Raw genomic sequence first — 17005 nt, 5'->3', positions numbered from 1 at the left:
ATCGATAACAACCCTTATAAATCAAACTCTAGTTATTAACAAATTATTATAGAAATGACCCGATAAACAAATAAGTTGAGCCAGAAACGAAAGAAAGGATATATGGCAAAGTGAATAATAGAATTATCAAAGAGAAAGGATGACTCTATTATGAAAACGCAAGAACTCGCATATAAACCTTACGGCATTGGTTCATGGACGCACGTAACGGTTTCAAAAGATGTTGCTCAAGCACTAGCAAGTGAATACTCAAACTATGGATGGGAAGTGAAAGTTGATGGCAATGCCATTGAAACTGAGCTTGCACTTAAGGCAGCCTAGAAACGTAAAAACCTCCTAACACGGAGGTTTTTTGAATCAAGTTAGTAAGCACTTACTATTATTTAGGCTAAGCCAACTTGGGGAACAGTACTTCCAGTTTCGCAACGGCAATTGCACGTGCGGCAGAAGTGCTGAGTTTCCATATCGTAGTACAGGTTTCCACTAAATAGCTTTGACGTCCATTGCATCATACGGCCAGACGCTGTCTCGGGCTCTGATTCACAACGTTTCATTATAGACTTATGTAGTGTTGTTTTTTTACATCCTTTGCAATAGAGATCAGGCATACCTTTGTCCTATAGGTCTTTAGTGGTTACTGACAATTGACACATCATGTCCAATTCGGTTCCACAATTCACCGAGCTAATGACAAAAGTGAGCGCCAAGTTCAAAAAATAGCCACTTTTCTATTTTATTTTTTGACATCAAACGCCATCAACAAGGCAGATCTTTCATTTCTCGCTCAAGATCCTTCGCTTTCGATTTACATTGTAAAACCCCATAAAGACACCTCTTCAGCTCGATCCACCAGCAAACTTCCACGCAAACAAAACGGCACCTCCATAATGAAAGCACCGCTTTATAACGTCATTTCTGGTTCAACTTAACTCAAACTTAGAAGCCAAATTTACCATTGTCATTTTTCCACTCTGAACGTGCAGGAATGGTTTCAATGGTGTCCCAATGCTCCACAATCTTGCCATTATCAACGCGGAATAGATCATAAAATGCTACGTGGTTATTCATAAACTGGCCTTCGCTGATCGACAGCACAAAGTTACCTTGGCCTAAGATCTTATGGTTAGCGGTATAAACCATTGGCATTCCTGCTTCCGCTAGCGCACCCAAAGCTTCACCTAAACCGCTTAGACCATCGGCCACACCTGGGTTGTGCTGAAGGTAAGCGCTGTCTTCGTTATCGATGTACTGATTAATCTTCGACATGTCACCGCTGATCAAGATGTCTTTAACAAAGCCACCGACAAGCTGTTTATTTTGATCCGTTTTCTCGAGATCTACGACTTTAGTCGTACCGTCTAATTGAGTGCGACCACTTGCGTTTGGCTTAGCAATTTCTTGTAAGTTATCCCAGTGTTCTACAATCAGTCCATCTTCAAAACGGAATACATCGAAGCCGACTTTAGGGCCGAAGAAGTTGTATTCAGTGTGTGTTACTACGAAGTCACCGTCTTGAAATGAGCGCTTAACTTGTGCCTTTGCAGAACCTTCTGGGAGCATTTGTAGAACTTCACCAAAACCAGCTAAGCCATCACCGACCGCTAGATTATGTTGGATGTACTTCTCAGGGTTAATGTAGCTCACCGCTTTTGCATCGCCCGTTTCAATACTTGAAATGACTGCGACGCCTTTCTCTTGAATAGACAGCTCTTGAGCAGCCACAGAGCCGCTAACAACAGAAGCAGCAAGTACGCCAGCAGTTAGTAGTGTTGATTTGAATGTGTTGGTTATTGTTTTCATTATTAAGTCCTCTCGTTGGCTTGGAAACTATATTAGTCAACGAGAGAGGCTCGCGGCAGAGTGTATTTAGGCAGAAAAATGGTAGATATCGAACCTTAACGTATCCATATTCAATCGCAGTTATTCGGTTAGAGACGGTTTTGAGTATTTCTTTTGAAACTCACTCGGTGTCATTTGGGTATGATTTTTAAAGTATTTAACGAAATTACTCGCGTCTTCAAACCCAAAATCCAATGCCATCTTTTGTGAGGTAATGTTGCTTACCACTAGCTGGCGCTTCATCTCTAACACAGTGAAAGAATCAATGATCTGCTTTGCTGTTAGCCCAGTTGCAACCTTGCACACCTGATTCAGTGTCTTGTAGGTGGTGCTTATTTGATTGGCGTACCAGTTTGCATCACGAACGCGCAGGTAATTGTTTTGAAGCAACTCGAAGTAGCGAGCAAACTTAATATTCTGCTGCAAACTCAAGGCGTCTTGCTTCACTTCTGGTCGTAGGCGATGAAGAATCAGCGCCAATGCCGAGAACAGATACATCACAATCAAGGGATCGGGTTCTGGTTGATTCAGTTCTGTCGTAATTTGCTGCAGCAGGCTCTGCGTGCGATCTTGATGAAGTTCATCTAATGGAAGTAATGCCGAGTGCGCCTTGTTCAAGTGGGTTGGTGTGTAGTTCGGCAGCTTCATATTAGCGTGAACGCTGTCGAGAAATGCTTGAGTAAAAATAACCGCCGTTCCTTGCGGCTTATTACTAAAATCAAAGGCGTGTACTTGCTCTCTTTGAATGAACAACACACTCCCTTGGCTGAAAGGATAGTCTTGGAAATCGACCATGTGCGTCCCAGAGCCTTGCTCAATAAACAGAATCAAGAAGAAGCTAACACGATGTGGCAATTGAGGATCGTGGTCGATGCTGCCATCAGAATAGAGTCGAGACAGTGGGATCAGCTCCAGTTCTGCCTACGCCGTTTTTTCATGATTAAAGCCAATGTTCGGGATCGCTTGGGGCACTTCTCTCTTCCTGTTCGCTTACTGCTTTACTCTAGCAACTGTAATGGATTCCTATGAAAACGGAAATCTCCAAGCCTTAGAACTTTGACTTGAGATTCACGCTGTCAGGCGTATTGGAATGTGTTCTATACACTCCAGACAAGCGCGATTAGAATATTCGGCTATCTGACATTCTTATGAATCAAAGCTCTCTCCACCAATGAGGTTGAACATGCTCACTGTCACTCAAATTGCCAAGGCCTACAACATCTCTCGCACCACCATTCTCTATTATGAACGTGCAGGATTGCTTCTGCCTCACAGCCGTTCAGACAATGGTTATCGTTGGTATGGCGACAAAGAACAGGCTCGTTTAGAGAGTATTATCTCTTACCGATCATTTGGCCTATCAATCCAAGAGATCACAGCGCTGCTTGATCGCAAAGACGATGTGAAACAAGAACAGACCCTAGTCAATCAGTTCAACGCATTGGAAAAAGAGATTCAAAACCTTCGCCAACAACAAAAAGCGATTGTCATGCTATTGGAGCAACCAGAATTGTTAGAACAGAAACTGCTAACCAAAGACCGCTGGGTGCGTGTGATGGAGAACGCAGGGTTCAACGAAGAAGACATGAAGAACTGGCACAAGCAGTTTGAGAAGATGGAGCCAACCGCTCACCAGGAGTTTTTGGAGTCTTTGAATATTGACCAAGAAGAGGTCGAAAGCATTAGGGAGTGGTCAAAAAAATAGAGCCACCGAAGTGACTCTATTATTCTTTGTTCAACTCTTTTGCTAATTCATTGGTATTTTTACAATGTAAATTAGTCTAGCTCAACAAGGTTCTTCTCGAACTCAGCGTGTTGCTTCTTAACTTCGTCTTCTGGCTCGCCAGTGATTAGGCTCACGATAACGATAGAGATAGTCGATAGGATAATTCCCGGTACGATTTCGTAAACATCGAACCAACCGCCCGTGAACTGTTTCCAAAGTACGATAGTCACACCACCAACCACGATGCCCGCTAGAGCGCCGTTACGGTTCATACGAGACCAGTACAGGCTCAATACGATAGCTGGACCAAATGCCGCACCGAAACCAGCCCATGCGTAAGACACAAGGCCAAGTACTGAACTGTCTGGCGTCATCGCCAGCACAAGTGCAATGAGAGAGATTAGGATTACCGCGAAACGGCCTACACGAACGATCTCTTCAGATGTCGCATCTTTCTTAAGTACTTGCTTGTACAGATCTTCTGCTAGTGCAGATGAAGATACTAATAGCTGTGAATCCGCAGTACTCATGATTGCCGCTAGGATTGCAGCAAGTAGGATACCTGCGATTACTGGGTGGAACATCGCGTTCACAAGAAGCATGAAGATCTTCTCGCCATCATCTAGCTTAGGAGCACCAGAATTAGTCACGTAGATTAGACCCACAAGACCCACTAGCATTGCACCAACCATAGACAGTGCAGACCATACCACCGCAATACGACGCGCTGTTGTTAGGTCTTTATTGCTACGTGTTGCTTTGAAACGAGCAAGGATGTGTGGCTGACCGAAGTAACCTAGACCCCATGCCGCTAGCGAGATGATCGCGATAGCAGAAAGTGGCTCGCCTTTCGCATCATTCCATAGCGTTAGCAGCTCTGGGTTGATGTTGTGTAGGTCAGTAGACAGTTGGCCAAGGCCACCGTTCATTGCTGCGATTGGTACAATCAATAGCGCAGCAGACATCAGCAGACCTTGAACCAAGTCAGTCCAAGATACCGCAAGGAAACCACCAAACAGGGTGTACGAAACCACACATACGGTACCGATAATTACCGCTGTTGTGTAATCTAGGCCAAATACCGTTTCAAACAATTTACCACCCGCTACCAAGCCTGAACTTGTGTAGAAAAGGAAGAATAAAAGGATAAAGAAAGCAGAAATTGTTTGGATCAGCTTAGAGTTATCATTGAAGCGACGAGATAGGAACTCAGGCAACGTCAGTGATTCAGTTGTAATACTGTAAGTACGCAGACGCTTAGCACTGATTAACCAGTTAGCCCAAGTACCCACAAGTAGGCCACCAGCAAGCCAGAATGCTTCAAAGCCAGCAGCGTAAGCGTAACCTGGTAGGCCAAGTAGCAACCAACCACTCATGTCTGATGCACCAGCAGAAAGTGCAGCAGGCCATGGACCTAACGAACGACCACCTAGGAAGTAGTCAGTTGAGTTAGATGTACGTTTGTAAGCAATAACACCGATTGCCAGCATCATAATTAGATACGCAATGAACGTCGTCGTTATTGCAAAGCTGTTTTCTATCATTTGATAGTCCTCATTTTGTAGAAAGCCTTCCATGCCTAATTCAATGCAAAGCACTCACCATAAAGGCAAGCAAGTGCATTGAGTTAGGTATTCAGGCTCCAAAGCACTATGAATTAAATCCAAAGATGGAGAAAACCAAAATGGAAAAACACAAAAGTGTTTAGAGCCAGTATTACTGAAGGTTAGTGAGCTTCGCTTCCAAGTTCGAGCAAGGTCGCGTTACCGCCCACGGCTGTTATATTTATAGTTCGCGTACGCTCGGTAATGAAGCGCAGCGATAGGTGTGGATCATTTGCAACATTCATTGCTGTTAGATCCGTTTCAGCTACTAAACCGACGATTGCACCGTCACGCTTAGCAAGTTGTAAATTGATAGCTTGAGCCGTTTGTGAATTACCCACATAACCCGCACTTCGTACATCACAAGACAGCAGCTGTTGAGCAGCGTCATACGAGGCAACCTGTACTAAGTTAGTTGGTAGATTCGCTTGTTTCGCGGCGTCAGCAATTAAGGTATTGAACTGCACGTCATCACTGCACAACTGAACGCTGTTACCAGCCAACAGTGCAGCAGTAATCATTGCCGTTGCGGTTTGCAGCGCTGGCACTTTCTCTTCGCAATCATCAACAATCACCAAAGCCACACCACGACCTGCAGCATATAACTCATTGGTTTCGCCCGTAGGACCCGCCATGAGGTGATGTTCAGAAAGCAGTGCAGACGCTTGCTCTAAATGATAAGTCGCCACTGCTGCCAAAGGTGCAGACTGACTTTCGATCTCTGATTTAAATGAAAGTACCTGAGCACTCTTATGCTCAAAGTCGGTAAGATTCCATTGTTCCCACGCTAACAAAGCATCAGAAAAACCTGTCACTTGATGAACCATGATACTGCTCCTTATGCCTTGTCTTGTGATTGAGAAAACTGAACATCAGTAAAGCGGTATAGGTAGTGAGGACCACCCGCTTTAGGGCCTGTACCCGACAAGCCTTGACCACCAAATGGTTGAACACCAACAACAGCGCCTACTTGGTCACGGTTGATGTAGCAGTTACCCACACGAACGTGTTTTTCGATCCAACGGTAAGTTGTCTCGTTACGGCTGTGGATACCCATGGTTAAGCCAAAACCGGTTTGGTTAATTTGGTCTACAACTTGCGCTAACTCACTCGCCTTGAAGCGAACGATGTGCAGCACAGGGCCAAATTGCTCTTCTTTCAAACAGCTGATGTCATCAATTTCAAAGGCACTTGGTGGCACAAAGTCACCATGTTCACAATCCGTACTTAGAGAAAGTTGAGCCACCTTCTTCTGGGTATTGGTCATATTTTCTAGGTGCGCCATTAGCTTCTGTTTCGCATTCTCATCGATAACAGGACCAACATCCGTTTTGTGCAGATGTGGAATACCAACACTTAGCTCGTCCATTGCACCGTGAATCAGTGCAATTACGCGGTCTGCAATGTCTTCTTGGATGTAAAGCACACGCAGTGCAGAACAACGTTGACCTGCAGAAGCAAATGCAGAACGAATCACGTCACGAACCACCTGTTCAGGCAGTGCAGTACTGTCGACGATCATTGCGTTCTGGCCGCCGGTTTCCGCGATAAACGGAACTGGCTTAGCGTTACGGCTTGCCAATGACACATTGATGCGTTGTGCTGTTGGGGTTGAACCCGTAAAGGCAACGCCCGCAATGGCATCGTGGCTGGTTAGCGCACTGCCGATCTCAGCACCACGACCAGGTAGAAGTTGAATCGTGCCAGCAGGGAAACCCACTTCATTCATCAGTTCCACCGCGCGAGCTGCAATCAAGCTTGTTTGCTCAGCAGGTTTCGCCACAACCGTGTTACCCGCGACGAGTGCCGCTGTAATTTGGCCAAGGAAGATAGCGAGAGGGAAGTTCCAAGGGCTGATACAAACGAACACACCACGACCTTGTCGTGAAGCGATTCGAGTTTGGCCGTCAAAACCTTTTAGTTCGAAACCTTGCAGGTTGTCCGCTTGTTTTGCGTAGTAACGACAGAAGTCGACCGCTTCACGTACTTCATCAACACTGTCGTGAATTGTCTTACCCGCTTCTTGATGACAAATCGCCACCAATTCAGCAAGGTTGTCTTCCATCAGGTCAGCCAACTTCTCAAGCGCAGCCGCTTTGGTTTCAACCGAAGTCGCGTTCCAATCAGCGAATGCTGCGTCTGCACCAGTGATCGCTGCGGAAACATGATCAAGGTTAGCGAAAGCCACCTGACCCACATGAATACGACGATCGTAAGGTGCGGTGACTTGCTCAACGTTCTGATCTGCCTTGATCATGCTTTCGGCAAGAGATTCACCGTTTATCACAGGGCCTGCAGTCCATTGATTGTTAAGGAAAGACTTAACCTGCTCTTCAAACTGGTGAGCTTCACTTTCGATATCAATGTTCACACCGTAAGAGTTCTTACGCTCAGGGAATACCGCTGGCGGCAGAGGAATCTTAGTGTTGTTCAGCGTATCAAACGCCAGAAGCATATCGACCGGGTGTTGTGTTAGCTCTGCCACAGGGCAGCGAGCATCAACCAAACGGTGTACAAACGAGCTGTTTGCGCCGTTCTCTAGCAAGCGACGTACTAGGTATGGCAGCAGATCTTTATGGCTACCAACTGGTGCGTAAATACGTACTGACTGCTGGTAAGCTTCCATCGCATGGTTGTAAAGAGAATCACCCATGCCATGTAAGCGTTGGAATTCAAAGTCTTTATGGTCAGTCATTACTGCAATTGCAGAAACCGTGTGAGCATTGTGGCTCGCAAACTGCGGGAAGATATTGCCACGAACGCTTGGGCTCAATAGGTAACGTGCACATGCAAGATAAGCCACATCCGTCGCTTCTTTACGAGTGTAAACTGGGTAATCAGTGAAACCAGCCTGCTGTGACCATTTGATTTCGCTGTCCCAGTACGCACCTTTCACTAAGCGAAGCGGGATTAAATCACCCTGCTCTTTCGCCAAGCGGTTTAGCCATACTAGAACCGGTAGTGCGCGCTTTGAGTAAGCTTGAATAACCAGACCAAATTTACCCCAACCTTTCACAAGATCAGTGCGGTACAGTTTTTCGAATAATTTTAGAGAAAGCTCTAGGCGATCCGCTTCTTCAGCATCAATCGTAATCGCAACATCAAGCTCTACTGCTCGGCGCAATAACTGCTCTAGCGTGTCGCAAAGTTCAGTCAATACACGTTCTTCATTCGCTACTTCGTAACGTGGATGAAGCGCAGAAAGCTTGATAGAAACAGACGGTGCTGGGCTTAATTTTGAAGATACGTATGTATCTCGACCCACGGCTTCAATCGCCATTAGGTAATCTTTGAAGTATTTGTTTGCGTCTGCAGTGGTCAGCGCCGCTTCACCTAGCATGTCGTATGAGTAGGTAAAACCTTTATCACGCATAGACTTACCGTTCTTTTGCGCTTCAGCAATACTGCGGCCAAGAACGAATTGGTGACCCATCACCTTCATTGCTTGGTGCATCGCTTTACGAATCACCGGCTCAGAAAGCTTGTTCACTAAACGGTTAACCGCTTGACCCGCACTCTGCTCTTTAGATGAAAGTCCAACCACCTTGCCCGTTAGCATTAGGCCCCAAGTGGATGCGTTAACAAACACCGAATCAGAATTCTTAAGGTGAGACTTCCAATCCGCAACGCTTAGCTTGTCGCGAATCAGCGCATCAGCCGTTGCTGAATCAGGAATACGCATCAAGGCTTCCGCCAGACACATCAGCAAGATGCCCTCTTGAGTATCCAAGCTGTATTCAAGCAACAGTGCATCGATCATCTGGATAGAAGTCTTATCCGCACGAATAGCTTCGATCAATGATGTCGTTTTCTCTGTGATTTGCTGCTTTTCAGACTCAGAAGGGGTAGCTAGTGGCAGAAGTTGCTCTAGCCATTGGGTTTCATCCACCATATATAATGGTGAGATAAGCGACCATAGATCAGCAAGCGACTGCTCGTTGAATTCTGGCTTTAACACATCAGTAGCTGTAAACATGCGTTTTCCTTAATCTCACACCCGGAATTGCCCGGGGATCTCTACAATGGCTGCAGTGTATTTAGAGTATATAAGGATTACTTGTCAAAAACTCCGAGTTTTTTGCTAAAAACTCGCTTTATTAACAAAACAAACACAACGTCACATATGAAACTTTAAAATAATATGCCGTTTTGTTTCACTATTTAACAGAAATTTTCTTTTTGTATTGGGATGGTGACATGCCTTGAAGGCGTGAAAAGGTGTGAGTAAAAGAGGACTGACCGGAGAATCCAGCAAGTTCTGCAACCTGACCAAGGCTAAGATTACCTTGTTCGATCAAGCGGCGAGAGCGGTCGATACGCTTACCTAATACATACTGGTGAGGGGTAATGCCCATTTGCTCTTTGAATAGCATGTGGAACTGGCTTTCACCCAAGAACACACTGCCTGCTAGCTGCGCGACTGAGATCTTATTTGCGAGGTGTTGCTCGATGTAGCGATCCAGCGCTTCAAGATCGAAACGCGAATCTTTGATTGAGGTTTCAAACGCCGAGATGTGCCTTTGCATCAGTGCGATCACCGTGTCATTACAGGCACGGCTTAATAAAAGATCATCAGGGCTTGCCTGCATCTCTTGCACCAACATATGGATAAGCTTTTGAATTTGCGCGTCTAATTGGAAATAGACGTTTGATGACTCTAACTGGTTAATCTTCTCTAACATAAGAGGGTCGTCGTCACTCGGTACAGGCATATTAAGCACCAGAATATCCGACTGACCAACCACGCCACCGAAAGCATGATCAGAGCTTGCGGTCACCACACATCCTTGGCCGGGGCCGACAAGATTGCCCTTACCGCTGACTTCAAATTCCGCCTGACCTTTTAGACCAATCACCACCTGCGAATAATGGTGCTCGTGGCAATCCATATGCGATGGCAAGGTAATGATCTCTGCGGGACGAGGGCCAATAAGGCCTAGCGGAGACAAGTCTAGGTTTGGAAAGGGTAAAGGTTTTGGCATGACAGCAAAGTACTCAAGTCAACATAGTAAGAATAATACTCTGAAATCTGCACAAGATGAATTTGTAAATGATCATGAGAGTCATTTCCTGACCTCAAAGGAAAGATCATCACTGCGATCGTCTTGATCATGCCTCCGGAAAGATGATCAAGAGTGTATAAACTACGGGCATTGTAAAACCAATCGTTCCGGTGGATTTAAAGGCTTACAACGCAACTCTACAAACACCCAGAACCATGTCATAAATAAATGCTTCTACGTTCCAACATAACGAATAAATTTTCTTATATAGCTCAAATATTTTAGTTTAAACCTGTAAAAAGTGTATCCGAAGTACCGAAACTTGGCTTTTGAGTAGATTGGATAGCAATAAAACGGTATAAAGACGGGTACTGTGTTAATTGCTAATAACTAGTGACTCACAACTAGGAAGTAGACACTTTATTAACGAGCCAATTTCAATCTACAAGTTGCAGGGACCTATGACTAACTTTCGAATTTCAGCGCTTTTACTTGCGCTATCCCCACTTTGGGTATCTGCATCGGTATCCGCTGAAGAACTCAATCAAGTCGATCCCGTTTCAGCTATCGATGCAAAGCTAACAGAGAAAAACTCAGATATTGAGCGTATTTCAGCAACCAAAGTATCGGCGACTGAGAACCTAAAACAACTACAAAACAAAAACAGTAAGTTGTTGCGCGAAGGTGAAGAACTTAAGGCAAAACGTAACAGAGCCAAGTCTGTACTAGACAAACAGTACAGTCGCTTACTTGAAGATCCAGAAACGGATCTGGTCTCTTTCCAGAAAAGTTACCAAGACGCATGGGCTGCGGTTAAAGAAAATCAATCTGCTCAGTTAGACAATCAACAAGCGATGAACGAGGGTGAAATTCACCTTTCACAAATCAAGCAAAAGCAAGCTCGCCTGAATAATGAGCTGGCAAACTTGAGAGAATCAAAAGTTGAAGCTCGCGTAAAACGTATTGCAACAGAGCTGCGTGAAAGTGCGGTTCTTGAAACCAGCTACACCACCACATGTTCATCAACAATGACACTAGGTGAGTGTACTGCGCAGGGTAAACACCTGACCAACCAAAAAGCCGTGCAAACGTTCAAGAGCCAATTACTTGAGCAGCTCACAGAAAGCACACTAGCGAAGCAAAACTTACAAGGCGTTCAGCTGAACATCCATGTTCAAGACAGCCAAGCAATCAAGAGCGGCTTCTCTGGTAACAACTCTTACTTCATGCAGATGCAAGCTCAGCTTCAAGCAAAACCTGAAGCGGTTGCTGCGTGTAACCTATTGAACGTTTCAACGCGCTACTGTTTAACAGGCAGCAATGCAGCGGTTGTTAAAAAGAGTGACAAACAGTGGGCTAACGTGACGGTACGTTCTGATCAATACAATGATTCAGTGACTATCAACGGCATCAAGTACGGCAGCACACCTCTTGAAGTTGCGTTACCAAGCGGTCGTCACCAAGTAACCATTTCAAAACAAGGTTACGAGTCTTACAACCGCACAGTTACCGTCAACGGCAGCGACACTATTTGGGTTAAGCTTCTTCCTAGCAAAGAAAGCTAAACACCCTTTTTACATAGAGCTAAGCCGATATAAACGCTTAGCTCTATATCAGATAGCCGTGCCTATTTCGCAAAGCTGAATGAACCCTCGCCATTTTGTTGATAGTTATAAACTGTATGATCGCCATAAACTTGTATGGTCATTATAAACAGTAGCTGCAGATGAAATGGCGTTCTCGTTTAGAATATTCGATTAACCTAAATTACGATTGAAGTAGCCCATCATGCGCCAAGGTCTTCCTACTCTATTATTTGCACTTGCTCCCTGCTTAATGACGCCAGCTGTTTTCGCTGAAGCAACACCACCAGCAATCACGTCATCTGTCACCGACATTGAAAGCTCGCTTTTCGAAAAGCATGCCGACTTAACGGCTGTCGAGAAAAAGCTCGCAGACAAACAAAATCAAGTCGATAACCATGCACAGCAATCTGCGCGTGTAGCAAAGCAGACCGCTAAAGCAGAACAAGACCTAGCAAAAGCGAAAGCGAGCCTAGAGCAAGATTACGCTCGTATGATTGATGAACCTGACTTTGATATTTCACTCGCTCAAAACGCTTTCCAAGGGGCTTGGAAAACCGTAAAAGAGAACAAGCTTGCGATGTCTGACTCTGAACAGAAACAGCAAGGCTTAGTGATGGAGCTCGAGGCTATTCAAGCAGAGAAAGCGGCAGCAGAAGCTTCAATCGCAAACCTCAATCAAGATAAGCTAAGAGCAAGAGCCGAGCGGCTAAGAAACGAGATCACTCAAACGCAAGAGCAAACGGTCAGCTTTACCAATCGTTGTAGCAGCGACATGACACTGGCACAGTGTTCAGACCAAACCGTGACCTTGGCACTTCAAAAAGCCGTGAAGCAATTCCAACATAGCCTCGTAGACAACGCGACTGAATCGAAAACAGTGAAAGAGCACTTGGCGTCTGCTTCACTGAACATTCACGTTCTGCAGCACAAGGTGAAATCCTCAGGCTTCTCTGAAGATAACCGTTACCGAGCGGTGATTGCGGCGAATCTAGAAACTCGTCCAAATAAGAACACGCCTTGTCGCCTGTTGGGTATTCAGTCATCAAACTGTTTCACGCAGAGCGATCAACAAGCCAACGACCAGCAGAAAGAAGTTGCTTGGGTTAACTTGGTGGTTCGTTCAAACCAGTACAACGATAAGGTGTCGATTAACGGCGTGAACTATGGCAGCACGCCAGTTGAAATCATGCTGCCAACCGGCCAACACATGGTGACGATCGAGAAAGAAGGCTATCTTTCTTTCCACCAAGAGCTAAAAATCGCTCGCGATCACAACCTAAGAGCCGTACTACAAGCCAAACAGAATTCACTGAATGTCGGTACTAAGTTTGCCGACCCTATGGGTAACGACATTCAGAGCCCCGAAATGATTGTGGTGGGATCGGGTCGCTACCTACTTGGTGAAAACAATGCCAAGCAAGTGACCATCAAACAACCTTTCGCATTAGCCGCTACTCCGACTCGTGTTCAAGATTTTAAAGCATTCGTCGAAAGCACTGGCTACCAGACAGATGCAGAGCTGATGAACACCTGCGACACCTTCGTAAATGCCGAGATCACCACCGTTTCTGACACCGACTGGCAGAGCCCAGGCTTTAAGCAAGCGAATAACGCTCCTGTCGTTTGTGTTAGCCAAAACGATGCCAAGGCATACACGCGTTGGTTATCTGACAACACGGGCTTTACCTACCGTTTACCAACACCACAAGAGTGGGAAGCCGCAGCAAGAGCAGGCCAAGACACCAACTTCTGGTGGGGCAACGAATTCCGCTCTGGCAAAGCCAATACAGGTTGGGCAGGCACACCTTGGTCAAACGTCAGTACTTCTCCAGTAAAATCATTCTTACCAACGCCTACTGGTTTCTACGACATGGTGGGTAACGTATGGGAATGGACAACCACTCAAAAAGGCTTAGCGAAGGGTGGAGCTTGGAGCTTCTCTCCAGAAGAAGCAAAAGTGTATAACGAACTGAACGTTGCACCTTCAACCGCAGCCAACTACCTAGGATTCCGAGTATTACGAGAGCTGTAAGCTCTCCATTACTTGCTGAAGTTTTAAAATATTTACTCTAGGTTCTCAATTCTCACATTGAGCAGCGTTTATAGGGGAATTCCCCCCTTATGCATTAGCATTCCTAGGAGTAGATTCGTCGATAGAGTAGTAAGTCACTCTGGGTATCTAACTGATGCCTCAGTTTAATTTGCATGACCCTCGTGAATTAAACTGAAAATCTTCTACATGTCGACAAGGCATATCTTGTCTTTGGCCAGCCCCTCTTCAGGCTGGCTTTTTTTTGGTTCATCGCGGCTTTCCGGGGAAAGCCGCTTTTATCTTCAAGAAGAAGTAGTCTGTATCTCGATATCCATACCCCATTCGCTTGATTAACTTTATTTTGTTGTTTATCCCTTCCAATGTGCAGGTGTTGAGCGGATAAGTTGCCGATGCAATAATACCGTGAAGATAAGGCCTCAGTTTTCGTGCAAACTCTTTCAATGGCTTAATTCCACTCTCTTGCACTTGTGCCCACCATACCTCCCAGAGCCCCTTAGCATGTGCTTCTGATTTACAGTACCAAAGCTCTTTGAGTTGTGAGCCGAGTATATAAGTGGCCATCAAGTCCTTATTGATATTCAATATTTCAGTAAGATAGCTATCTTGTCGTGCATTTAAATTACCTCTGTTTTTCAGCAGTACCCAGCGTGAGCGCTTCACCCATTGCCTCGCTTTTTATCCTGCTTGAGTTTGTTAGCTTGGTCGACTCTGACTCTATCCATCACCTCACGACCGAAACCTAGCAACAACATGGAATAAGTCGTAAACGATTTTTGCATTCGGGCAGTGCGCTTGAACTTCAAGGTCAAAAGCCGTATTCATGTCCATTGCGACCGCTTCGATATTGTTACCATGCTTGCCTAACTGCTCGAAAAACGGTCGTATGTCCTTGCGGCTACGACCTAACCCTATCCAAATGACTTGGTGAGTCTTAGCATCAGCGATGACTGTGGCATATCGGTGCCCTTTAAAGATGGCGAACTCGTCCATGACGAGTTGCCTTAGCCCTTCCCATTTCACTGACGGTACCACTTGGCGAAGTCGACGTTTATCTATCTCTTTAATGGTGTGCCAATGAACGCTCGTTAACTGGGAGATATGCTTAATGGGAAGAAGAGGCAGTAGTTGTTCTATATAGCTTTTTAGACGCGTCGTTATACGAGCATAAGGCTCTAACCAAGATAGAAACTCTGTTTTTATGCCGCAGTCACGACACTTGATCCTTCGAGTTTGAACGGAAAGCTCAACAGGAACATTGAACAACATGGCCTCTTTCACATGACGTCATTGATACTCATGGATAGCCTCAGCTTCAAGACCGCAAAGGCATTTAGCCTCAGAATTAGGTTTAAGAGTTAGTGTAACAAGTGATGCTGTCTGGTGAGACTTTACTATTTTAAAGCCTTCCCAGAATGAAGATAGGAAAGTATGATTCGGCATGAAAACGGTAGTTTGTGTATGATTTTTGTTTGGCGACTAAACCATATCACTTACTACCGTTTTTTTGTTTTTAGTTCCCGCTAATCCGCGATGAACCTTTTTTTTGCCTGTTTATCACCCTTTTCGTTTATCTATTCCCCGTGATTGAAGCAGTTCCTCAGCAATCCGTTTAACGGATATTCAACCCCAAATTTCGGCGCCGATTTTGGCCTCTAATTACCATTGCAGCGCCATAAGAAACTGATATCATCGTTACACTTCTGATTACGAGATAAAACCTTGCCAGATCCACTCAACTCCACACATCGTTCTTTATTTGAACAACTTCCAGGCTGCTGGGGCTGTAAAGATACTGACTCGGTCTTCGTATACGCAAACCTCGCTTACAACCAACTGATTGGCTTAAAACCGGGCGAGACGTGCACTGGCTTGACCGATTTCGACATGCCGAGCCAAACCATCGAATGCGCTCAAGACTTCAGAGCTCAAGACAAGCATGTGATGGACACACGCAGCACGCTCAAGATCCTCGATATTCATCCCTACCCTGACGGCCGCTGGCACGCACATATCTTTACCAAAACTCCTTGGCTTGATGACGAAGACAAGGTGCAAGGCACGATTTTCTATGGCCAAGAACTGACAGACACGGCGATTTTAGAGGTCGGTCATTGGGTATGCCAGGCGACGTGCGCGAAAGGCAATCAGGCATCGATTGCCGGATCAAAACCGCGAGTATCGAAACTGCAAAAGAAGCTAACAGCAAGAGAATCAGAAGTGTTGTTCTTACTGCTTTTCGGTAAGAAACCCCAGTACATTGCGTTGACGTTGAATATTTCAATCAAAACCGTCGAAGGCCATGTTGCGAGGTTAAAGCAGAAGTTCGATGCACGCAGCAAAAGCCAGTTAATAGAGTATGCGCTAGATTCAGGATTAGGCTCTGTGATTCCTGAAACCCTACTCAAAAAACAGATCTCAGTGGTTCTACACAGTGACTGATTGGGTTCTATAAGCTCGCATCCAGATAAAAGTACAGACGAAAAAAAAACCGTTGATGTGAGTAAACACAAAATCAACGGTACTTTTTGATTCATACGGAAGGTTTGAACTAAGGCGCTAGGCGATCAATATCCCAGCTGTTGTCTTGGCGTGAGAACAAGAAGCGGTCATGTAAGCGGTGCTCGCCACCTTGCCAGAATTCAATGCTATCAACACGCACACGGAAGCCACCCCAGAAAGAAGGCACAGGGATCTCACCTTTCGCAAATTTCTGTTTCAGCTCTAAATATTTACCTTCCAAGATACCACGTGCAGAGATGCGACTACTTTGCTTACTTGCAATAGCAGCTAACTGGCTCTCTTTTGGACGTGACGAAAAGTACTTCATGTTTTCCATCGCAGTCAGCTTTTCAGCCGTACCCATAATATGAACTTGTCGCTCAAGAGGGTGCCAAGGGAAATGTAGGCTGATTTTGCTATTGTGCTCAAGTTGATGCGCTTTACGGCTACCTAAGTTGGTGTAAAAAACAAAACCGTCTTTGTCCACATTCTTCAGCAGAACAATGCGTTGGAATGGCTGACCATTTTCATCAACCGTAGCAACTGTCATGGCAGTAGGGTCAGTCAACTTAGCTTCGATGGCTTGCTCTAGCCATAGATTGAATTGCTCAATCGGGTCTGCGGCCAAGTCTTTACGTCTCAATCCACCCTTAGCGTATTCGCGACGAATATCTGTCAGTTCCATTTGGTTGCTC

Annotated in this window: 14 protein-coding genes and 1 pseudogene; 5 read left to right on the top strand and 10 right to left on the bottom strand. The window is 45.4% G+C overall.

All coding sequences use genetic code 11. The features are described 5' to 3' along the window. Positions 1-150: 150 nt before the first annotated feature. Positions 151-321 (top strand): hypothetical protein, encoded by a 171-nt coding sequence (locus tag ITG10_RS18930; protein WP_017632012.1) that lies wholly within the window; start codon positions 151-153, stop codon positions 319-321. Positions 322-383: 62 nt separating this feature from the next. On the opposite strand, the gene ITG10_RS18925 is transcribed toward ITG10_RS18930, so the two are convergent. From ITG10_RS18925 to ITG10_RS18915, 3 genes are all read right to left on the bottom strand, one after another. Further along, positions 384-608, bottom strand: coding sequence for a hypothetical protein (locus ITG10_RS18925; protein ID WP_076650547.1), 225 nt, complete (start codon positions 606-608; stop codon positions 384-386). A 328-nt stretch (positions 609-936) separates the two neighbouring features. After that, a complete protein-coding gene (locus ITG10_RS18920) occupies positions 937-1800 on the bottom strand; it encodes a nuclear transport factor 2 family protein (protein WP_017632011.1) in 864 nt (287 codons plus the stop codon). A gap of 120 nt (positions 1801-1920) precedes the next feature. Continuing rightward, entirely contained in the window at positions 1921-2754 is an 834-nt protein-coding gene (locus ITG10_RS18915; protein ID WP_248387170.1) for a helix-turn-helix transcriptional regulator, read from the bottom strand. Between the two features lie 268 nt (positions 2755-3022). Here ITG10_RS18915 and ITG10_RS18910 point away from each other — a divergent pair, with 268 nt between their 5' ends. Beyond that, positions 3023-3544: a MerR family transcriptional regulator gene (locus tag ITG10_RS18910; protein ID WP_017632009.1), complete on the top strand. Its 522-nt coding sequence runs from the start codon at positions 3023-3025 to the stop codon at positions 3542-3544. A gap of 71 nt (positions 3545-3615) precedes the next feature. On the opposite strand, the gene putP is transcribed toward ITG10_RS18910, so the two are convergent. The 4 genes from putP to ITG10_RS18890 all read right to left on the bottom strand — a co-directional run bounded on the left by putP (position 3616) and on the right by ITG10_RS18890 (position 10151). Next, on the bottom strand, positions 3616-5142 hold the full coding sequence (gene putP / locus ITG10_RS18905; RefSeq protein WP_017632008.1) for a sodium/proline symporter PutP: 1527 nt from the start codon (positions 5140-5142) through the stop codon (positions 3616-3618). A gap of 149 nt (positions 5143-5291) precedes the next feature. Beyond that, positions 5292-5996 (bottom strand): hypothetical protein, encoded by a 705-nt coding sequence (locus ITG10_RS18900; protein ID WP_017632007.1) that lies wholly within the window; start codon positions 5994-5996, stop codon positions 5292-5294. An 11-nt stretch (positions 5997-6007) separates the two neighbouring features. Then, positions 6008-9145 carry a bifunctional proline dehydrogenase/L-glutamate gamma-semialdehyde dehydrogenase PutA gene (putA, locus tag ITG10_RS18895; protein WP_017632006.1) on the bottom strand — a complete coding sequence of 1046 codons (3138 nt, stop codon included), beginning with the start codon at positions 9143-9145 and terminating at the stop codon, positions 6008-6010. A 181-nt stretch (positions 9146-9326) separates the two neighbouring features. Continuing rightward, on the bottom strand, positions 9327-10151 hold the full coding sequence (locus ITG10_RS18890; protein ID WP_017632005.1) for an AraC family transcriptional regulator: 825 nt from the start codon (positions 10149-10151) through the stop codon (positions 9327-9329). Between the two features lie 482 nt (positions 10152-10633). Between ITG10_RS18890 and ITG10_RS18885 the strand changes: the two genes are divergently transcribed. Together ITG10_RS18885 and ITG10_RS18880 are read left to right on the top strand one after the other, a co-directional pair. Then, positions 10634-11737: a PEGA domain-containing protein gene (locus ITG10_RS18885; protein ID WP_132969999.1), complete on the top strand. Its 1104-nt coding sequence runs from the start codon at positions 10634-10636 to the stop codon at positions 11735-11737. Positions 11738-11960: 223 nt separating this feature from the next. Next, complete coding sequence (locus ITG10_RS18880) at positions 11961-13790, top strand: formylglycine-generating enzyme family protein (protein WP_017632004.1); 1830 nt, start codon at positions 11961-11963, stop codon at positions 13788-13790. Positions 13791-14057: 267 nt separating this feature from the next. Here the strand turns inward: ITG10_RS18880 and ITG10_RS18875 are convergent. Next, positions 14058-15077: pseudogene (locus ITG10_RS18875) on the bottom strand (ISL3 family transposase). Between the two features lie 18 nt (positions 15078-15095). Next, on the bottom strand, positions 15096-15251 hold the full coding sequence (locus ITG10_RS18870; protein ID WP_248387069.1) for a hypothetical protein: 156 nt from the start codon (positions 15249-15251) through the stop codon (positions 15096-15098). A gap of 279 nt (positions 15252-15530) precedes the next feature. Between ITG10_RS18870 and ITG10_RS18865 the strand changes: the two genes are divergently transcribed. Further along, complete coding sequence (locus tag ITG10_RS18865; RefSeq protein WP_017633015.1) at positions 15531-16250, top strand: helix-turn-helix transcriptional regulator; 720 nt, start codon at positions 15531-15533, stop codon at positions 16248-16250. A gap of 109 nt (positions 16251-16359) precedes the next feature. Here the strand turns inward: ITG10_RS18865 and pdxH are convergent, their stop codons facing one another. Further along, positions 16360-16995, bottom strand: coding sequence for a pyridoxamine 5'-phosphate oxidase (pdxH, locus tag ITG10_RS18860; RefSeq protein ID WP_017633016.1), 636 nt, complete (start codon positions 16993-16995; stop codon positions 16360-16362). Positions 16996-17005 lie beyond the last annotated feature (10 nt).

The sequence above is a fragment of the Vibrio sp. ED004 genome, assembly GCF_023206395.1.
Classification (GTDB): Bacteria; Pseudomonadota; Gammaproteobacteria; order Enterobacterales; family Vibrionaceae; genus Vibrio.
Note: the sequence above shows the minus strand (reverse complement) of the source record. Positions and strands in the feature narration are given on the sequence as shown.

What these genes read in the sequence shown, in the direction of transcription:
- ITG10_RS18930 (WP_017632012.1), top strand. Translation starts at nt 151, where the DNA reads ATGAAAACGCAAGAACTCGCATATAAACCTTACGGCATTGGTTCATGG.
- ITG10_RS18925 (WP_076650547.1), bottom strand. Translation starts at nt 608, where the DNA reads ATGCCTGATCTCTATTGCAAAGGATGTAAAAAAACAACACTACATAAG.
- ITG10_RS18920 (WP_017632011.1), bottom strand. Translation starts at nt 1,800, where the DNA reads ATGAAAACAATAACCAACACATTCAAATCAACACTACTAACTGCTGGC.
- ITG10_RS18910 (WP_017632009.1), top strand. Translation starts at nt 3,023, where the DNA reads ATGCTCACTGTCACTCAAATTGCCAAGGCCTACAACATCTCTCGCACC.
- putP (WP_017632008.1), bottom strand. Translation starts at nt 5,142, where the DNA reads ATGGAAGGCTTTCTACAAAATGAGGACTATCAAATGATAGAAAACAGC.
- ITG10_RS18900 (WP_017632007.1), bottom strand. Translation starts at nt 5,996, where the DNA reads ATGGTTCATCAAGTGACAGGTTTTTCTGATGCTTTGTTAGCGTGGGAA.
- putA (WP_017632006.1), bottom strand. Translation starts at nt 9,145, where the DNA reads ATGTTTACAGCTACTGATGTGTTAAAGCCAGAATTCAACGAGCAGTCG.
- ITG10_RS18890 (WP_017632005.1), bottom strand. Translation starts at nt 10,151, where the DNA reads ATGCCAAAACCTTTACCCTTTCCAAACCTAGACTTGTCTCCGCTAGGC.
- ITG10_RS18885 (WP_132969999.1), top strand. Translation starts at nt 10,634, where the DNA reads ATGACTAACTTTCGAATTTCAGCGCTTTTACTTGCGCTATCCCCACTT.
- ITG10_RS18880 (WP_017632004.1), top strand. Translation starts at nt 11,961, where the DNA reads ATGCGCCAAGGTCTTCCTACTCTATTATTTGCACTTGCTCCCTGCTTA.
- ITG10_RS18870 (WP_248387069.1), bottom strand. Translation starts at nt 15,251, where the DNA reads ATGCCGAATCATACTTTCCTATCTTCATTCTGGGAAGGCTTTAAAATA.
- pdxH (WP_017633016.1), bottom strand. Translation starts at nt 16,995, where the DNA reads ATGGAACTGACAGATATTCGTCGCGAATACGCTAAGGGTGGATTGAGA.